Source organism: Embleya hyalina, assembly GCF_003967355.1.
Lineage (GTDB): Bacteria > Actinomycetota > Actinomycetes > Streptomycetales > Streptomycetaceae > Embleya > Embleya hyalina.
The window spans coordinates 622,401-639,333 of sequence record NZ_BIFH01000016.1 but is presented as its reverse complement, the minus strand read 5'-3'; the positions used below and the strand labels follow the sequence as shown (position 1 = coordinate 639,333).

Here is a 16,933-nt window from a genome sequence, read left to right as displayed (position 1 = left end):
CGCCGCGGCCAGGGCCGCGCGCAGCGCCCGCACGCCGCGTGCCGCCTCCGCCGAAGGCCCCTGGTCGACCGCGGGAGCGGCGATCGCGCGGGAGGTGGCCGAGCACGCGGCGCAGGTGTTCGCGCCGGCGCTGTTGCGGCTCGCCGACCGTGGTGGCTGGGTGGGCCGAGAGCGGCGGGAGCTCGTCGAGGGGCTGCTCGGCGACGCGTTGCCCCCGCGCGAGGTGGCCGCTCGGCTGACGGTGTGCGGCCTCGTCCCGGCCGGGACCGCCGCGTGGGCGGCCATCGCGCTGAGTCGGCCCGACCCGGTCCAGGCGGTGACCACCCTGTACGAGGGACTGCGCGCGTGCGGCGGCCGCGGCCTGGTCAGCGACGGGCCGGGAGGCGCGTACGCCCTGATCGCCCTGGACCGCCCCACCCACATCGCCGAGCTCGCCGCCCGCCTCGGCCTGCCCACTGCCGCCGGCCACGAGCCGACCGCCGCCCTCGGCCCGCTCGTGCGGGACGTGGCCCGGGTCGGACACAGCCTGCGCGCCGCGCGCGACACCCTGCGCCTGGCCCGCCGGGTGTACCCGATCCGGCCCACCGGCGTCGCCGAAACCGTGCTGGCCGACGACTGGGCCCTGGAACGCCTCCTGGAGGGGCTGCCCCCGGAGGAACTGGCCGACCTGGTCGAGGACCAACTCGGCCCGCTCCTGGCCGCCGACGCCACCCGCGGCACCGGCCTGGTGGACACCCTCGAGGCGTACCTGCGCTGCGGCTGCTCCAAGACCGAGACGGCCGGCGTCCTGTTCCTCCGCCGGCAATCGGTCCACCAGCGCCTCGCCCTGATCGAATCCCTGCTCCACGTGAGCCCCGACGCCCCCGACCGCCAGGGCCCCCTACGCGCCGCCCTCACCGCCCGCGACCTCCTCACCACCCGAGGCCCGAACCCGACCTAGCGTCGCCCCGGGAGAAGTCCATTTCCGGCCACCGTCCCCGCCCCCGTCGACGGCCCGCGACCCCTTGATCACCATGAGTTCATCCCGACTTGGGCCGACCATCCCGACTGTGTCGTGATGGCGGAAATTGTTGTATCCCAGCCCGGTGGCAAAAGCGGAAATCAGCCGCCATTGTGGACAGTTCGATCTTGACGGGGAACTCGCCGGAGTGGGAATCTCGGCTGCCCTCATCGAGGGTCTTTTTCGGTCCTGGGGGGGACGAAGCGGTCTTCGGGCGAGTGCGGCGAACCGTCTCGGCGGCGATTCTCGTTTCGGGTGACGCGAGTGATCCTCCGGGATGCGATTCACTCCTGCCCAAGAGGTATCACCATGTCTTCGTCCTCCACGCTCGCCCGCTGGGCGGCCGTTTTGGCCATACCGTCACTGGCCGTGGCGGTCGGCGCGGCGCCCGCGCTCGCCTCCGGCAACACGTACACCGTGAACCTGCACCAGAAGACGCCCGTGTCCGCCACGGACCCCGGGGTCTCGCACGAGGGCGGATGCCCGGCCTGGATTCCGACCGACCAGGACGGCTGGCACTTCGTACTGCCCGGGAACAGCACGGCCTTCGTCAAGCTGACCGTGACGTTCGCGCCCGGTGGCCAGCAGGTCGTCACCGCCTTCGGCCCGCCCAGCGACAAGCACGCGTACGTGGCGTCGCCGGCGGGCGCCAAGCTCACGTCGGCGGTCGCCCAGGTCAAGGGCGGCGGCGTGGACTGGTTCAACCTGTCCCACACCTGCCCGGCGAAGTCGACGCCCACGAAGCCGCCGACGACCCCGCCGACCACCACTCCGCCCACCACCCAGCCGCCCACGACCGCCCCGCCGACCACGGCACCGCCCACCACCCAACCCCCGACGACGGCACCGCCCACCAGTGGGACGCCGACCACGGCCCCGCCGACCGGCACCCCGTCGACGTCCGCGTCCTCGTCGCCCGCCACCTCGGCGACCGCGACCGCCACCCCGCCCGCGACCACCGGCGGCGGTGGCGGCGGCTCGCTCGCCAGCACCGGCGGCGTGGCGGTGGGCGGCCTCCTCGCCACCGCCGCGGCCCTCGTCGGCGGCGGCATGATCCTCCGCAAGCGCCGCGGCAACCGCGCCTCCTGACCCGAAGCGCGCCCCGGGTCCGCACCCTCGTGTGAGCCGACCCGCGGCAAGGGGGGTGTCCCGCCGAGCCGAGGCCCGGCGGGACACCTCGCGTTCCGGGTGTGGTCGCGAGCGGTCGGCCGGATCCGGGGACGTTTCGGGACCGGCTTCGGCACTTTCTGCCCGATTCACCGGGTCCGCGTTGGCGAGGGCGCACCGTGAACCCCGTGCCCCCGCTGCCTAGCGTGGGTGCATGATCGTGATTACCGGGGCCGCGGGGAAGACCGGGCGGGCGTTGACCTGGGCGTTGGCCGAGCGTGGGGTGCGGGTGCGGGCGTTGGTCCGGCGGCCCGAGCAGGTCGCGGTGGCGGTCGCGGCCGGGGCGAGCGAGGCGGTGGTGGGCGACGTCACCGAGCCGGCCGACCTCGCCGAGGCGCTTGCCGGGTGCGAGGCGATCTATCACATCGCGCCGAACGTGCACCCGGACGAACCGGCCATCGGGCGCGCCGTGATCGCCGCCGCCGGGCGGGCCGGGGTGGACCGGTTCGTGTTCCATTCCGTGTTGCGGCCCCAGTTGCGGGCGATGCCGCATCACGAGGCCAAGGCGCGGGTCGAGGAGGCCCTGTTCGAGTCGGGCCTCGCGGTGACCGTGCTGCAGCCCGGGCCGTACCAGCAGAACATCCTGGACGCCCGCGACGCGATCGTGCGGATCGGCGACTACGTGGTGCCGTACCGGGTGGACGCCCCGTTCGCCGCCGTCGACCTGCGTGACGTGGCCCAGGCCGCGGCCGTCGTGTTGTGCGAGAGCGGCCACGAGAACGCGGTGTACGAACTGGCCGGCCCGGAGGCGCTGACGCCCCGACTGATGGCCGCGCACCTGGCCGCCGTACTGGATCGCCCCGTCACCGCACGCCGGATCGACCCGCGCGAGTGGTGCGAGAACGCCCGCGCGGGCGGCCTGTCCGGCTACGCCCTGGACACGCTGACCGCGATGTTCGCGTTCTACGACCGGCACGGCCTGACCGGCAATCCGCGCACCCTGGCGATGCTGCTCGGTCGGGCGCCGACCCGCTTCGAGGACTTCGCCCGACGGGTGTTCGCCCCCGACGACGCCCAGTACGCACCGGGCTTCCAACACCAAGTATTGCCAAGCGAGCGCGATTCCTTGGGCAGTAACTGACGGCGAGCAGCGCCCCGAAGCCGCCTAGCTTGGACGCATTCGACGCCGGACTGCGCACCGCCGCACACATGCAGAAAGGGGGGTTCGACGTGAGCGGACCGCTCTGCGATCTCGTCGTGCTCGACCTCTCCCGCGCCCTCGCCGGCCCGCACGCCGCGATGATGCTCGGCGACATGGGCGCCCGGGTGATCAAGGTGGAGAACCCCGACGGCGGCGACGACACCCGGGGTTGGGGCCCGCCGTTCGTCGGTGCCGAGGACGCCCGCGAGTCGACCTACTTCCTCTCCTGCAACCGCAACAAGGAGTCGATAGTCCTCGACCTGAAGACCGAGGACGGCCGGGCCACCCTCGCCCGGCTGATCCGGCACAGCGACGTGCTCGTGGAGAACTTCCGCACCGGCGTGCTCGACCGGCTCGGCTTCCCGATGGAGGAGCTGACCCGGCTCAACCCGCGCCTGGTGGTGTTGTCCATCACCGGCTTCGGCCACGACGGTCCGCAGGGCGGCCGGCCCGGCTACGACCAGATCGCCCAGGGCGAGGCGGGCCTGATGAGTCTGACCGGCCCCGGCCCCGACGACCCCACCCGCATCGGCGTACCGATCGGCGACCTGCTGGCCGGGATGTACGGCGCCTACGGCGTGGTCGCCGCGCTGCACGAGCGCGAGCGCACCGGCCTGGGCCGGGTCGTGCGCACCTCGCTGCTGTCCGCGATCGTCGGCGTACACGCCTTCCAGGGCACCAACTACACCGTGGCCGGCCAGGTCGGGCGCGCGCAGGGCAACCTGCACCCCTCGCTCCAGCCGTACGGCTCCTACCGCTGCAAGGACGCGATCATCCAGGTCGCGGTGGGCAGCGAGAAGTTGTGGGCCAGGTTCGCCCCGATGGTCGGCCTGGCCGTGGACGACGCCCGGTTCGCGGTGAACGCCGACCGCGTGGTCAACCGGGCGGAGCTCGCGGAGGCGATCAACGCCGCGTTCGCCGCGCGCGACGTGGACGACCTGCTGCCCGAGTTGGCCGCCGCCGGCATCCCGGCCGGCGAGGTGCGCACCATCGACCGGGTCTACGACTGGGACCAGACGAAGTCGCAGGGCCTGCTGCTCGACGTCATGCACAGCACCCTCGGCCCGATCACGCTGCCCGGCCCGCCGATCCGCCTCGACGGTGTCGACGGTACGAGCGACGACGGCCGTCGGCGGCACGACGCCCCGCCGACGCTCGGCCAGCACACGGACAGCGTGCAGGCCTGGCTCGACGCCGAGGACGCCCGCGCCCTGCACGCCGCGCGGCGCGCGTGAGGGCCGAACCGGTGGGAGCCGAACCGGTGGGGACCGAACCGGTGGGGGCAAAAGCGGTGACGGCCGAACCCGCCCCGCCGCACCGCCGCCCCCGTGTCGGCGCGCACGACCTCATCCGCCTCGTCCTGGACCCCGACTCCTGGACGAGCTGGGACGCCCCGCCGCACCGCCCCGAACGCCTGGACCCCGGCTACCGCGACGAGTTGCGCGCCGCCGAGGCCAAGAGCGGCGTCGACGAGTCCGTGGTCACCGGCGAGGGCCGGATCCGGGGCCGCCGGGTGGCCGTGGTGGCCTGCGAATTCGGCTTCCTGGCCGGGTCGATCGGGGTCGCCTCGTCCTCGCGCCTGGTCGCCGCGATCGAACGCGCCACCGCCGAGGGCCTGCCCCTGGTCGCCTCGCCGACCTCCGGCGGCACCCGGATGCAGGAGGGCACGGTCGCCTTCCTCCAGATGGTCCGGATCAGCGCCGCCGTCGCCGCGCACAAGAGCGCCGGCCTGCCCTACCTCGTCTACCTGCGCGGCCCGACCACCGGCGGCGTACTCGCCTCCTGGGGCTCGCTCGGCCACGTCACCGCCGCCGAACCGGGCGCGCTGATCGGCTTCCTCGGCCCGCGCGTCTACGAGGCGCTGTACGGCCGGCCGTTCCCGGAGGGTGTCCAGGTCGCGGAGAACCTGTACGCGCACGGCCTGGTGGACGCCGTCGTCGAGCCCGACCGGCTCGGCGACGTGGCCGCCCGGGTCCTGGACATCGTCACCGCGCCGCGCGAGAACCTGCCCGACGTGGCCCCGCTGCCCGTCGAGGACCTGGCGGACGTACCCGCGTGGACCTCGGTCGAACTCTCCCGTCGGCCCGAACGCCCCGGCGCGCGCGCCCTGCTGCGGCACGCGGCGAGCGCCGTGGTGCCCCTGCACGGCACCGGCCAGGGGGAGAGCGACCCCGGCCTGCTGCTCGCGCTGGCCAGGTTCGGCGGCGCGCCCTGCGTCGTGCTCGCCCAGGACCGCGCCCGCCAGTCCAGCCACGGCCCGTTCGGCCCGGCGGGCCTGCGGGTGGCCCGCCGCGGCATGCGCCTGGCCGCCGAACTCGACCTGCCGCTGGTCAGCGTCGTGGACACCGGCGGCGCGGCACTCAGCCCGGAGGCCGAGGAGGGCGGACTGGCCGGCGAGATCGCCCGCTGCCTGGCCGAACTGGTCACCCTGCCGACGCCGACCCTGTGCCTGCTGCTCGGCCAGGGCGCCGGCGGCGGAGCGCTCGCGCTGCTGCCCGCCGACCGGGTGCTCTGCGCCCAGCACGGCTGGTTGTCCCCGCTCCCGCCCGAGGGCGCCTCGGCGCTGCGCTACCGCACGCCCACCCGCGGCGCCGAGATCGCCGCGGCGCAGGGCATCCGCTCGCTCGACCTGCTGCGCGACGGCGTGGTGGACCGGATCGTCGCGGAGCGGCCCGACGCGGCCGACGAGCCGATGGCGTTCCTGGCCCGGCTCGCGCAGGTCCTGGAGTACGAACTGGTCGGCCTGCTGCGCCGACCGACCGAGGAACGCCGCGCGGCGCGGCTGGAGCGGTACGCCCGCCTCGGCTGCTGAAACCGGCGCGCGCCCGGCGTGGACCCCCGAACCCGGGCGCGCGCCACTCGGCAATTTCTGCCAGATCGATCGGTGTTTGTAGTCAAATGACTCTCAAGCCATCGACCCGGTTCCCCACCTAGAGTCCCAATTCCCGGACGGACGACGGCCCAACGGGCCGAACCGCGACGGGTGCATCGGGACTCCCGCGTACGACAGGACAGGAGAGTTCGACACATGACAACTCCCCGCACCGCGAACGGCACCCGGAGCGCGAACGGCACCGGGAGAGTGCTCATCGCCCTCGGCGGCAACGCCATGACGGGGCCGGACGGGAGCGCCACCCCCGACGCCCAGCGGGCGGCCGTCGCGGTGGCGATGGAGGCGGTGGCCGACCTGATCGTCTCCGGCGTCGACGTCGTGCTCACCCACGGCAACGGCCCCCAGGTGGGCAACCTGCTGGTCAAGAACGAGTTGACCGCGCACGTCGTGCCTCCGGTGACCCTGGACTGGTGCGGCGCGCAGACGCAGGGCACCCTCGGCTTCACCGTCGTCTCCGCCCTGGAGGCCGCGCTGCGGCGCCGCGGGCAGCCGGCCCGGGTGGCGGCCGTGGTCACCCGGACCCTCGTGGACCCCGCCGACCCGGCGTTCGAGCACCCCACCAAGCCGGTCGGCCGGCATCTGCCGCAGGCCGAGGCGGAGCGCTTCGTCGCGCTCGGCCAACACTGGGAGGACCGGGGCGCCAAGGGCTGGCGTCGGGTGGTCCCCTCGCCGAATCCGCTGGAGGTGGTCGACGCGCCGGCCATCCGCACCCTGGTCGCGGCGGGCTTCACCACGGTCGCGGCCGGTGGCGGCGGCATCCCGGTGGTGCGCGACGCGGACGGCGCCGAGCGCGGCGTGGAGGCGGTCCTGGACAAGGACCTCACCGCGGCCCTGCTCGCCGCGTCGGTCGACGCGGACGTGCTGGTGATCGCCACCGACGTACCCAACGCGATGCTCGACTACGGCACCGCGAACCAGCGCGAGCTGGGCCGGGTCACCCCGGAAGAGCTGCGCGGGCACGCCGCGGCCGGGCAGTTCGCCGGTGGCAGCATGGGACCCAAGGTCGAGGCGGCGGTGCGCTTCGTCGAGGCGGGCGGCCGACGCTCGGTGATCACGTCCCTGGACCGGATCACCGCCGCGGTCGCCGGCGAGGCGGGCACGGTGGTGGAGGCGAACCCGGTCGCGGCGGTCGAAGCGATCGCGGCGGCGGCCCCGGCCGTGGCGGCGGACGCCGGGTAGCGCCCCGACCCCCCGACGCGTGGGCGTGTGCCGCGCGGGTGTGCGCGACGGGCGACGCGTCCGGCGCAGCCAAAGCGTCCGAAGCGACCGCAACGGTCGCGATATCGGTCAGTATCGGTAATTCAGCGAACTCCAATGAACGAGGTGGAACGAGTGCCCAGGCCGATCGAGGTTCACAAGGTCGCCATCGAGAGCGTCACCGACGCGTCCGGATTGGCCAAGCTGATCGACGACGGCGTGTTCGCCGCGGACGACGTGCTCGCCGTCATCGGCAAGACCGAGGGCAACGGCGGGGTCAACGACTACACCCGCATCCTGGCCGACCGCGCCTTCCGCGAGGTGCTGGTCGCCAAGGGCAAGCGTTCGGTCGAGGAGGCCGGCAAGGTGCCGCTGGTCTGGTCCGGCGGCACCGACGGCGTGATCTCCCCCCACGCGACCGTCTTCGCCTACGCGCCGGAGAACCGGTACGAGCCCACCGACGAGCCGCGCGTTTCGGTCGGCGTGGCGATGAGCGAGACGATCCTGCCCGAGGACATCGGCCGGGTGCCGATGGTGGAGAAGGTCGCCGCCGGCGTGCGTGCGGCGATGGCCGTCGCGGGCATCACCGACCCCGCCGACGTGCACTACGTACAGACCAAGACCCCGCTCCTGGTCCTGGACACGATCAATGACGCCAAGTCGCGCGGGTTCGACGTATGGACCGAGGACACCCTCAAGTCCATGGACGTCTCCAACTCGACCACCGCGCTGGGCATCGCCGTCGCGCTGGGCGAGATCGACCTGCCGACGGCCGAGCAGATCCACCGCGACCTCTCGCTGTACTCGTCGGTGGCGTCCTGCTCCTCCGGCGTGGAACTCGACTGCGCGCAGATCGTGGTGGTCGGCAACGTGCGCGGCGTCGGCGGCCCGTTCCGGGTCGGTCACGGCGTGATGAAGGACGCGCTCGACGCGGACGGCATCTGGTCGGCGATCCGCTCGGCCGGGATCGACCTGCCGGAGCGTCCGCACACCTCCGACCTCGGCGACCGCCTGGTCAACGTGTTCCTCAAGTGCGAGGCCGACCCCAGCGGCAGCGTGCGCGGCCGGCGCAACATCATGCTGGACGACTCGGACGTGCACTGGCACCGGCAGATCAAGGCCACCGTCGGCGGCGTGACCGCGGCCGTCACCGGCGACCCGGCCGTGTTCGTCTCGGTCGCCGCCGTGCACCAGGGCCCCTCGGGCGGCGGTCCGGTCGCGGCCATCGTCCGGATGGACTGACGCACCCGCGCTCCCGGTACCTCACGCCGACGGCCACCGCTCCCCGTTCCGGGCGGTGGCCGTCGGCGTGTGCGGATGCCTCCGCAGACGCCACCCGGTCCGGTCGCCCGGCGCCGCGCGGCCCCACCCGGCCGGCGCCGATCCCCGCACGTGTTACGGAAGTTGCCGGTCGCTGAGGGAGGGACTCGGATAGGCTCCGTACGCCCGTACGACGCCATGGGTGAGCGCGCGAGACATCGACGAGGAGCAGCCGTGGTCGAGCGGGAGCAGGACGAGTGGGGCTTCGACGCCCTGCCGGAGGGGGAGTCGCCCGAGGACTGGGCGCCGACCGGGATCGACGTCACCGTACCCAGCGTCGCGCGGGTCTACGACGCCATTCTGGGTGGCAAGAACAACTTCGCGGTCGACCGCAGGATCGCCGACGAGGCGCTCGCGAACCTGTCCAACGAGGGCGCCTGGCACAACCGGCACATCCTGGCCCGGGGCGTGCGCTACCTCGCGGCCCAGGGCATCGACCAGTTCGTCGACCTGGGATCGGGCCTGCCGACCGTGCAGAACACGCACGAGGTCGCCCAGGAGGTGAACCCCGACGCGGCCGTCGTCTACGTGGACAACGATCCGATCGTGCTCGCACACGGGCGGGCGCTGCTCGCGGACAATCACCGCACCCGCGTGGTGACCGCCGACCTGCGCGATCCGGCCGACGTGCTGGCCCGCCCGGAGTTGCGCGAACTCGTCGACCTCACCCGCCCGGTCGGCCTGCTCCTGGTGGCCGTCCTGCACCATCTCGGCGACGACGAGGACCCGGCGGGCGTGGTCCGCGCCTACCGCGACGCGCTCCCGCCGGGCAGCTACATCTTCATCACCCACTTCTGCGACTCCACGCCGGAGGGCCGCGCGCTCGAAAAGATCTTCCTGACCCAGTTGGGCAGCGGCCGCTTCCGCCCCCTGAAGGAAATCGAGGGCTACTTCGACGGCCTCGAACTCGTGGAGCCCGGCGTGGTCCTCCTCCCCCTGTGGCACCCGGACGAGCCGACGACCCGCCCGCTCACCCCCGAGGGCCACCTGTCCGTGGGCGGAATCGGCCGCCTCCCGGGCTGACCCTCGGACCCGCCCGGGCCACGCGGGGCGCCCGGCCGGGGCGCGTCGGGGATGGTCGGGGGTGGGCGCGGTACTAGCCTCGGGGGTCATGAGGATCGCCATCATCGACGACTATCAGGGCGTGGCACTGGGGCTGGCCGACTGGGGCTCGCTCGACGCCGAGCCGCACGTGTTCACCGAGCCGTTCGCCGACGGTGACGCGGTGGTCGCCGCGCTCGCCGGGTTCGAGGTGATCGTCGCGATGCGCGAGCGCACCCGGTTTCCGGCGGAGGTGTTGGCCCGGTTGACCGGGCTGCGGCTGCTGGTGAGTACCGGGCCGGTGAACGCGGCGATCGACGTGGCGGCGGCGCGGGAGCGTGGTGTGGTGGTGTGCGGGACGGGCTATGTCGCCCATCCGACCGCCGAGCTGACCTGGGCGCTGATCCTGGCGGCCGCCCGCAACCTGCCGGCCGAGGAGCGCTCGATGCGGGCCGGCGGCTGGCAGGTCGGGCTCGGCGTCGGACTGCGCGGCAAGGTGCTCGGCGTGCTCGGCCTGGGCCGGCTCGGCAGCGAAGTGGCCCGGATCGGCCACGCGTTCGGCATGGAGTGTGTGGCCTGGAGCCCGCACCTGACCCCGGAGCGGGCCGCGGCGCACGGCGTGACGGCGGTGACCGAGGAGACGTTGTTCGCCCGGTCCGACGTACTGTCCATCCACCTCGTCCTCGGCTCCCGCACCCGGGGCCTGGTCGGCGCCGCCCAACTGGCCCGGATGAAGCCGACCGCGATCCTGGTCAACACCTCGCGCGGCCCCATCGTCGAGGAGTCCGCCCTCCTGGACGTCCTGCGCCGCGGAGCCATCGCCGCCGCGGCGCTGGACGTGTACGACGTCGAACCGCTGCCGGCCGACCACCCGTTGCGCACGCTGGACAACGTCGTGCTCACCCCGCACATCGGCTACGTCACGCGCGAGCTGTACGAGACCTTCTACCGTGACGCGGTCGAGGACATCGCCGCCTACCTCACCGGCGACCCGATCCGCGTCATGAAGTGACGAACACCCCGGGCCCGGCGACATCCCGACGGACGGTCCGCCCCGAAGGCGACGGGGCGATGCCCGACCGGCGCGCGACGCCGCGGATCGCGCGCCGAGCAGGACGCGCCGAACCGGCCCGGGCGCGCCGAACCCGCTCGGGTCACGCCGCCGCGTGCGTCGACGCCGGATCGGTCACGGTTCGCGGCGCCGGTCGTCGCTGCCGCGACGCTCCGTGCCGTCCGTACCGCCCGCGCCGTCGACCCGATCGGCGCCGCGTGCGCGCAGCCAACCGTGCGTACGGGTGCGCCGGCCACGACGTACCGCACGGGCGCCCGCCGGGCCGTCCGCGCGCCACCTCAGGTAGGCGAAGGCGCCGATCAGGAGCAATGCCGGCATCGACACGGCCACCGCCACCAGGACCACCACGGGCGCTCCCGTGAGGATCGCGGCGATCAGCAGCCCGATCGAGGTGCCGGACAACAACAGCGCCGTCCACTTCAGGATCGTCGGCCAATGCGGCATGCCGATGCGCACGCCGATGCCGACTCGACGGCGGCGCGGGGCCGGTACGGAGGGCGGGTCGTCGAACACGCGCAGCAGTTCCACCAACTGCTCGTCGTGCGCCAGGGATTCCTCCATGCGCGCGAGGGTGCGCCGTTCCCGGCCCGAAAGCGAAGGTCCGCTCACCACATCCACCTCCCAGCCTGAGCCGAGGGTGGGACCTGCCGGCGGGGCACGCCGGGCGACAATCGCCGGGGCGAACCGTGCGCCGGCGGGACTCACCGGCGGCCCGGTCTCGGGCTCGGATCACTCACAGACGGGATCACTCACAAGCGGTGGATCCCGATGACACCCCTGAGCGCGAGAACCAGCGCCATCAGGCACGCCACCGCACCGACGATGACGTTGCTGGTGATGGTCCGCGTGGTGTCGAAGGAACCACTCACGGCCCAGGGCGCGACGATCGTCCACACACCGATGCCGAACGCGGCCCAGCTCATCGCGTGCGTGCGCTCGTAGGCGGACCCGAAGGCGCCCATCATCAGCAGCGCAAGCGCCACGCCGGTGATCAGGTTGTTCGTGGTCAAAGTCGTGAAGCCGTTGAACCCGACGATCCAGGGGGAGGCCGCCAGGTACACACCGCACAGCACGCCCAACGCTTCCGCGGCCTGCGCCACCGCGCCGGTGGTGGCGCGTTCGGAACGAAGTCGCATGCTGACTATGTCGGGGTGCTGTTCAATCGATGGCGCTGTCGATGTCGATGTCGACGTGGACACGTGCACCACCCTCTTTCCGAGAATCGCAGTCCCTTGGTTGATAGCCCTCCCACCTGCGGCTAACCCGTCCAAACCTCAATATTTACCGACATTTCGTTCGGCACGATTGACACAGCCACTACATATCGAGAAAACTGGATGCCTTCCCGCGCCTCTCGGCGCCCGTCCCCCCGGAAGGCGGCCCGCAGTGGACCCCCTGGCCGTACACAAGGCGCTCGCCAACCCGGCCCGGCTCCGGTTCATGCAGTGGCTGAAGGAGCCCGCCGAGTACTTCGACGAGGACTCCTACCGACAGCAGGGCCTGGGCTTCCACATCGGCGTCTGCGTCGGCGACATCCAGTCCCGCGCCGGCCTGGCCCAGTCGGTGGTGTCCGGCTATCTCCAGACCCTCAAGGACGCGGGTCTGCTCGAATCCGAGCGGATCGGCAAGTGGACGTACTACCGGCGCAACGAACGCACGATCGCCGAGTTCGCGGAACACGTCCGCACCGAGCTCTGACCCGGACGACCCGCCCGTCGCACGCACCCACACACGTGCGTACGCACGAGCAAACGCATCTACATATCTCGATATGTATCACCGAGATCATCGACACCGAACGACAAGGCCACGATGAGAACCACCACCGTCACGATCGCAACCCTCGCCCTCGGCGTATTCGGGATCATCACCACCGAGATGGGCATCGTCGGCGTGCTGCCGCAGGTGGCCGACCGGCTGCACGTCGGCACCTCGACCGCCGGTCTCCTCGTCGGCGCGTTCGCCCTGGTGATCGCGGTCTCCGGGCCGTTCATGACGCTGTTCGCGTCGCGGATCGACCGCAGGACCGTGCTGGCCTCGGCGATCCTGCTGTTCGCGGTCTCCAACGCCGTGTACGCGCTCACCACCCGGTTCGACGTGATGCTCGCGTTCCGGATCCTGCCCGCCGTCGTCCATCCCGTGTTCTTCTCCGTCGCCCTGACCACCGCGGCCCGCCTGGTCCCCGCGGCGGACGCGACGCGGGCCACCACCCGCGTGTTCGCCGGGGTCACCGCCGGCTTCGCCCTCGGCGTTCCGCTGACCGCCTACCTGGCCGAACATCCGTCCCTGGAGGCGGCGTTCTGGTTCGGCGCGGTGATCAACCTGATCGCCTTCCTGGGCATCCTGCGCTTTTTGCCCACCATGCCGGTGGAGCGTCGGTTGTCGTACGGCGCCCAGGTCGGGGTGCTGCGCGGTGGTCGGATGTGGCTGAGCATCCTGTCGGTGGTCTTCGTCTTCGCGGCGATGTTCTCGGTGTACGGCTACTTCGCCGAGTTTCTGGACGAGGTCACCGGGATGGACGGCTCGTGGGTCGGCGCGCTGCTGATGGTGTTCGGCCTCGTGATGATCCTCGGCAACTTCGCCTTCGGCGCGCTGCTGCGGCGTGACCCGATCCGCACCGCGCTCGCCTTTCCCGCCCTGTGCCTGGCCGTGTACGTCCTGCTCTACGCGGTGGGTCCGCACACGGCGCCGATGCTGGTGGCGATACCGATCTGGGGCGCGGTGCACTCCGGCGGGCTGATCGTCGGCCAGTACTGGCTCGGACGCGACGCGCGCGACGCCCCCGAGTTCGGGAACAGCCTGTTCATCTCCTTCTCCAACCTCGGGATCACCGCGGGTACCACGATCGGCGGTTGGCTTCTGTCCGTCACCGGACCTCGGCAACTCGCCTGGCTCGGTGCCGGTTTCGCCCTCGCCGCGCTGGCCTGCATGACGCTGCGGCTGAGCCTGGACCGGGTGCGGCCCGGCGCGGCGGCGCAACTTCCGGTGTGACGCGGGTGCGGTCGTCCGGGGTTTTGTGAGCGCTCGTGTGCACACTGTGGCTATGGAAAAGCTCTCCTTGGAAGCCCAGGTCCGCGAACTGCTCAAGCTGGCCGCCACCGCCTCTACGGGGCGCAGCGCGCACACCGTGTACGGGGGCCACGAACACGTGTTGCGGCAGACGCTGATCGCGCTGAACGCGGGGACCTCGCTGTCCGAACACGAGAATCCCGGCGAGGCGACCCTGCTGGTGATGCGGGGGCGGGTGCTCCTGATCGACGGCGAGACGTCGTGGGAGGGACGGACGGGCGACTTCCTGGTCGTACCGAAGTCCCGACACAGTCTGGACGCCCTGGAGGATTCGGCGGTACTGCTCACCGTCGCCAAACACGGGTGAGCGACGGCGTCGGGATCACGGCGCGCGCATGCCCGCACGGCGGCCGGCATCATGGCGGGCCCGGGCCCACCGCCCCGATCCCGCGCCCTCCCGGCCCCATGGAAGCAGGCCCGTACGTGACGCAGACGCATCTCTTCGACGTCGAAACGCTGCCCGTCGGCCCGTGGCGCAACGGGGGCGGCGACACGCGGGAGATCGCGTGCGCGGGGCCGGCGGGCCCGGGCGGCGGCGACCCGGCGGACTTCGGCTGGCGGGCGAGCATCGCCACGATCGCCGCCGACGGGCCGTTCTCGCCGTTCCCGGGGGTCGACCGCACCATCACCCTTCTGGCGGGCGACGGCGTGCGTCTGATCGCGGACGGCGGCGGTGCGACCGGCGCCGCGCCGCTCGATCATCGGCTCGACCGCGCCGCCGTGCCGTTCGCCTTCTCCGGCGACCGTACGCTCCGGGCCCGCCTGCTCGGCGACGGCGGCGCGGTCCGGGTGCTCAACATCATGACCCGGCGCGGCCGATGGACCGCCGACGTCCGGCGCGTCGACGCTCCCGTGCCGCTGCCCGCCGGGCACGCCGGTGTGCTGTACCTGCTGTCCGGGCGCGGCACGCACGGCGGCCCCGGCCCGGCGCTGCGACCGGGGCGGGGCCTGTGGTGGACGAGCGGCGCCGCCGACGGGACGGCGCCGCTCGAACCCGGCTCGGTGGCGCTGTGGGCGGACATCCGCCCGGTGTAGCGCCCGTCGCCCGTGCCCGACGATCAGGGCATCGTGCGCAGGTGGGCCGAGATGGTGTTGGCCAGGGCGTAGCCGGCGGTCGCGTCCCAGTTGACGGACCAGGTCATCGCGCCCCGGATGCCGGGCCAGGTGGTCGCGGGTCGGTAGCCGCCGCAACCGGTGCCCGACTCCAGGCAGTCCAGCGCGTTGTTCACCACGCCGGGCGAGACGTATCCGCTGCCCGCCGCGCGTCCGGTGGCCGGTACGCCGAGAGCGACCTGGTCCGGGCGCAGGCCGCCCTGGAGTTGGATGCACGCCTGCGCGGTGAGGAAGTCGACGCCGCCCTGGGCGTACAACTTCTGGTCGCAGCCGAACATGGTGCCGGAGTTGTAGTACTGCATGTGGACGATGGTCAGGATGTCCTTGATGCTCAGGGCGAGTTGGAAGTACGCGGTCTGGGTGGTCTGCATGTCCAGGGTCTGCGGGGCCATCGTGATGATCAGCGAGGTGCCCACCTGGGCCCGGATCGCGCGCAGCGCCGTGGCCATGTAGGTGGGGCTGACCCCGTTCTCCAGGTCGATGTCCACGCCGTCGAAGCCGTATTCGCGCAGCAGCGCCGTGGCGGTGCTCGCGAACATGTCGGCGGAGGCGTTGTCGCCGACCCAGACCGCGCCCAACTCGCCGCCGACGGACAGGATGACCTTTTGTCCCCGGGCGTGCATGGCGACGATGTCCGCCTTGAGGTCGGCGTTGGTGTAGCCGCCGAGCGCGGTGGACAGGCCCGGGTCCACGCCGAACGTGATCGCGCCCCAGCGGGAGCGGTCGGCCTCGGCGAACGCCACCGCGACCAGGTTGTAGGAGGTGGGCACGTCCCGCAGGCGCAGGTTCGTGGAGCCGTTGACGAAGTTGTGCCAGTAGCCGGTCATCACCCGTTCGGGCAGTCCGGTCGGGTCCTGACCGGTGGGGCCGTCCGGCGCGGTGGTGGCGGTGACGGGGGCGGAACGCGCCGACGATCCGGCGCTGTTGGTCGCGGCGACGGAGAAGGTGTAGCTCGTCTGCGGGGTGAGTCCCGGGATCTCGGCGGAGGTTCCGGCGACCGTGGCCACCTTGGTGTCGGCGCGGAAGACGTCGTACGAGGTGGCGCCGGGCACCGCGGTCCAGGACAGCGAGGCACTGCGCGCGGTGGTGCCGGCCACGGTCAGGCCGGTGGGTACGCCCGGGATCGTGGTGGATCCGCCCGGGCCGACGAGCGAGACGTCGTCGGCGTAGTAGGCGGGCTGCCCGTACCAGCCGTTCAGGTGGATGGTGACGCTGGTGGTGCGTGCGCCGGTGTGGAACGTGGTGGTGAGCTTTTGCCAGGTGGTGGCGGAGGAGGTCCAGGTGGACACGTCGGTGGTGCCGGTGCCGCTCGCGCCCAGGTAGACGTAGGCGCCCTGGACCCAGGCGGTTTGGGTGTAGTCGGAGTCGGGTTGCACGGCCACGGTCTGGCTGCAGCGGGCGTTGTCGCCGCCGGCCGGGGTGGCCTGGAGGGCGCCGGTTCCGGTGTGTACGGGGGTGGTGGTCGCGCGACCGGTGCCGCCGGAACAGGTCCAGCCGGAGAGGCCGGTCTCGAAGCCGCCGTTGACCACGAGTTCGGCGGCGCCGGCGGCGGGCGCGGACGGGGCCAGGACGAGCAGGCTCGCCGCGGCCGTGGTGCAGGCCGCGGCCGAGAGCGCGGCCCAGCGGCGCGGACCGTTCCGACGACGGCGCGAAGTCGAGCCGTCCGCGAGGGTGTTGGCGGGACGTGGTGGTGCCATGGTGGTGTGCCTCCCGTACCGGCCCGGGCGGTTGCCTGCGGGCGTGGGTGTGCGTGGAAGGTGGACCCGGATCGGCGCCGCGTCGCCTGATGGGACGTCAGGCTCCCTCGGTGCGGGACGTGCGCAGGCCGTCCGGGCGCACCCGGAGGTGCCGGGGTGCCTGTGTGCAGGACGAGTTGACCGCCGCGACGGCGGAACTGTCAATAGGTCTGGACCAATTCGG

Annotated in this window: 16 protein-coding genes; 13 read left to right on the top strand and 3 right to left on the bottom strand. The window is 72.7% G+C overall.

The window, feature by feature from the left end; genetic code table 11:
- The 9 genes from EMA17_RS55320 to EMA17_RS13395 all read left to right on the top strand — a co-directional run.
- The coding region (locus EMA17_RS55320; RefSeq protein WP_174861352.1) for a PucR family transcriptional regulator at positions 1-940 on the top strand (940 nt) is incomplete at its 5' end.
- 369 nt (positions 941-1,309) lie between these two features.
- Complete coding sequence (locus EMA17_RS13430; protein WP_126637148.1) at positions 1,310-2,089, top strand: LPXTG cell wall anchor domain-containing protein; 780 nt, start codon at positions 1,310-1,312, stop codon at positions 2,087-2,089.
- 232 nt (positions 2,090-2,321) lie between these two features.
- Entirely contained in the window at positions 2,322-3,248 is a 927-nt protein-coding gene (locus EMA17_RS13425) for an SDR family oxidoreductase (RefSeq protein WP_126637147.1), read from the top strand.
- 89 nt (positions 3,249-3,337) lie between these two features.
- Positions 3,338-4,543, top strand: coding sequence for a CaiB/BaiF CoA transferase family protein (locus EMA17_RS13420; RefSeq protein ID WP_218042782.1), 1,206 nt, complete (start codon positions 3,338-3,340; stop codon positions 4,541-4,543).
- Between the two features lie 26 nt (positions 4,544-4,569).
- Positions 4,570-6,120: a carboxyl transferase domain-containing protein gene (locus EMA17_RS13415; protein WP_443093113.1), complete on the top strand. Its 1,551-nt coding sequence runs from the start codon at positions 4,570-4,572 to the stop codon at positions 6,118-6,120.
- A gap of 216 nt (positions 6,121-6,336) precedes the next feature.
- Positions 6,337-7,380, top strand: coding sequence for a carbamate kinase (locus tag EMA17_RS13410; RefSeq protein ID WP_126637146.1), 1,044 nt, complete (start codon positions 6,337-6,339; stop codon positions 7,378-7,380).
- A gap of 153 nt (positions 7,381-7,533) precedes the next feature.
- Positions 7,534-8,640, top strand: a complete 1,107-nt coding sequence (gene bar / locus EMA17_RS13405) for a barbiturase (protein WP_126637145.1) — start codon at positions 7,534-7,536, stop codon at positions 8,638-8,640.
- Between the two features lie 252 nt (positions 8,641-8,892).
- The gene (locus EMA17_RS13400) at positions 8,893-9,741 is read left to right on the top strand and encodes an SAM-dependent methyltransferase (protein WP_126637144.1); all 849 of its coding nucleotides are present in this window, start codon (positions 8,893-8,895) and stop codon (positions 9,739-9,741) included.
- Positions 9,742-9,829: 88 nt separating this feature from the next.
- Positions 9,830-10,771, top strand: coding sequence for a D-2-hydroxyacid dehydrogenase family protein (locus EMA17_RS13395; RefSeq protein WP_126637143.1), 942 nt, complete (start codon positions 9,830-9,832; stop codon positions 10,769-10,771).
- Between the two features lie 174 nt (positions 10,772-10,945).
- Here EMA17_RS13395 and EMA17_RS13390 read toward each other — a convergent pair whose 3' ends face one another.
- Entirely contained in the window at positions 10,946-11,392 is a 447-nt protein-coding gene (locus tag EMA17_RS13390) for a hypothetical protein (RefSeq protein WP_126637142.1), read from the bottom strand.
- Between the two features lie 188 nt (positions 11,393-11,580).
- Entirely contained in the window at positions 11,581-11,967 is a 387-nt protein-coding gene (locus EMA17_RS13385; RefSeq protein ID WP_174861351.1) for an SPW repeat protein, read from the bottom strand.
- 250 nt (positions 11,968-12,217) lie between these two features.
- Here EMA17_RS13385 and EMA17_RS54010 point away from each other — a divergent pair, with 250 nt between their 5' ends.
- The 4 genes from EMA17_RS54010 (at position 12,218) to EMA17_RS13365 (ending at position 14,935) form a co-directional block, all read left to right on the top strand.
- Positions 12,218-12,529 carry an ArsR/SmtB family transcription factor gene (locus EMA17_RS54010; RefSeq protein WP_126637141.1) on the top strand — a complete coding sequence of 104 codons (312 nt, stop codon included), beginning with the start codon at positions 12,218-12,220 and terminating at the stop codon, positions 12,527-12,529.
- A gap of 114 nt (positions 12,530-12,643) precedes the next feature.
- Positions 12,644-13,822: an MFS transporter gene (locus EMA17_RS13375; protein WP_126637140.1), complete on the top strand. Its 1,179-nt coding sequence runs from the start codon at positions 12,644-12,646 to the stop codon at positions 13,820-13,822.
- A 52-nt stretch (positions 13,823-13,874) separates the two neighbouring features.
- Complete coding sequence (locus EMA17_RS13370; protein ID WP_126637139.1) at positions 13,875-14,207, top strand: cupin domain-containing protein; 333 nt, start codon at positions 13,875-13,877, stop codon at positions 14,205-14,207.
- Between the two features lie 116 nt (positions 14,208-14,323).
- Positions 14,324-14,935: a HutD/Ves family protein gene (locus EMA17_RS13365; RefSeq protein WP_246126634.1), complete on the top strand. Its 612-nt coding sequence runs from the start codon at positions 14,324-14,326 to the stop codon at positions 14,933-14,935.
- Positions 14,936-14,958: 23 nt separating this feature from the next.
- Here the strand turns inward: EMA17_RS13365 and EMA17_RS13360 are convergent, their stop codons facing one another.
- On the bottom strand, positions 14,959-16,710 hold the full coding sequence (locus EMA17_RS13360) for a chitinase (protein WP_126637137.1): 1,752 nt from the start codon (positions 16,708-16,710) through the stop codon (positions 14,959-14,961).
- Between the last annotated feature and the right edge of the window lie 223 nt (positions 16,711-16,933).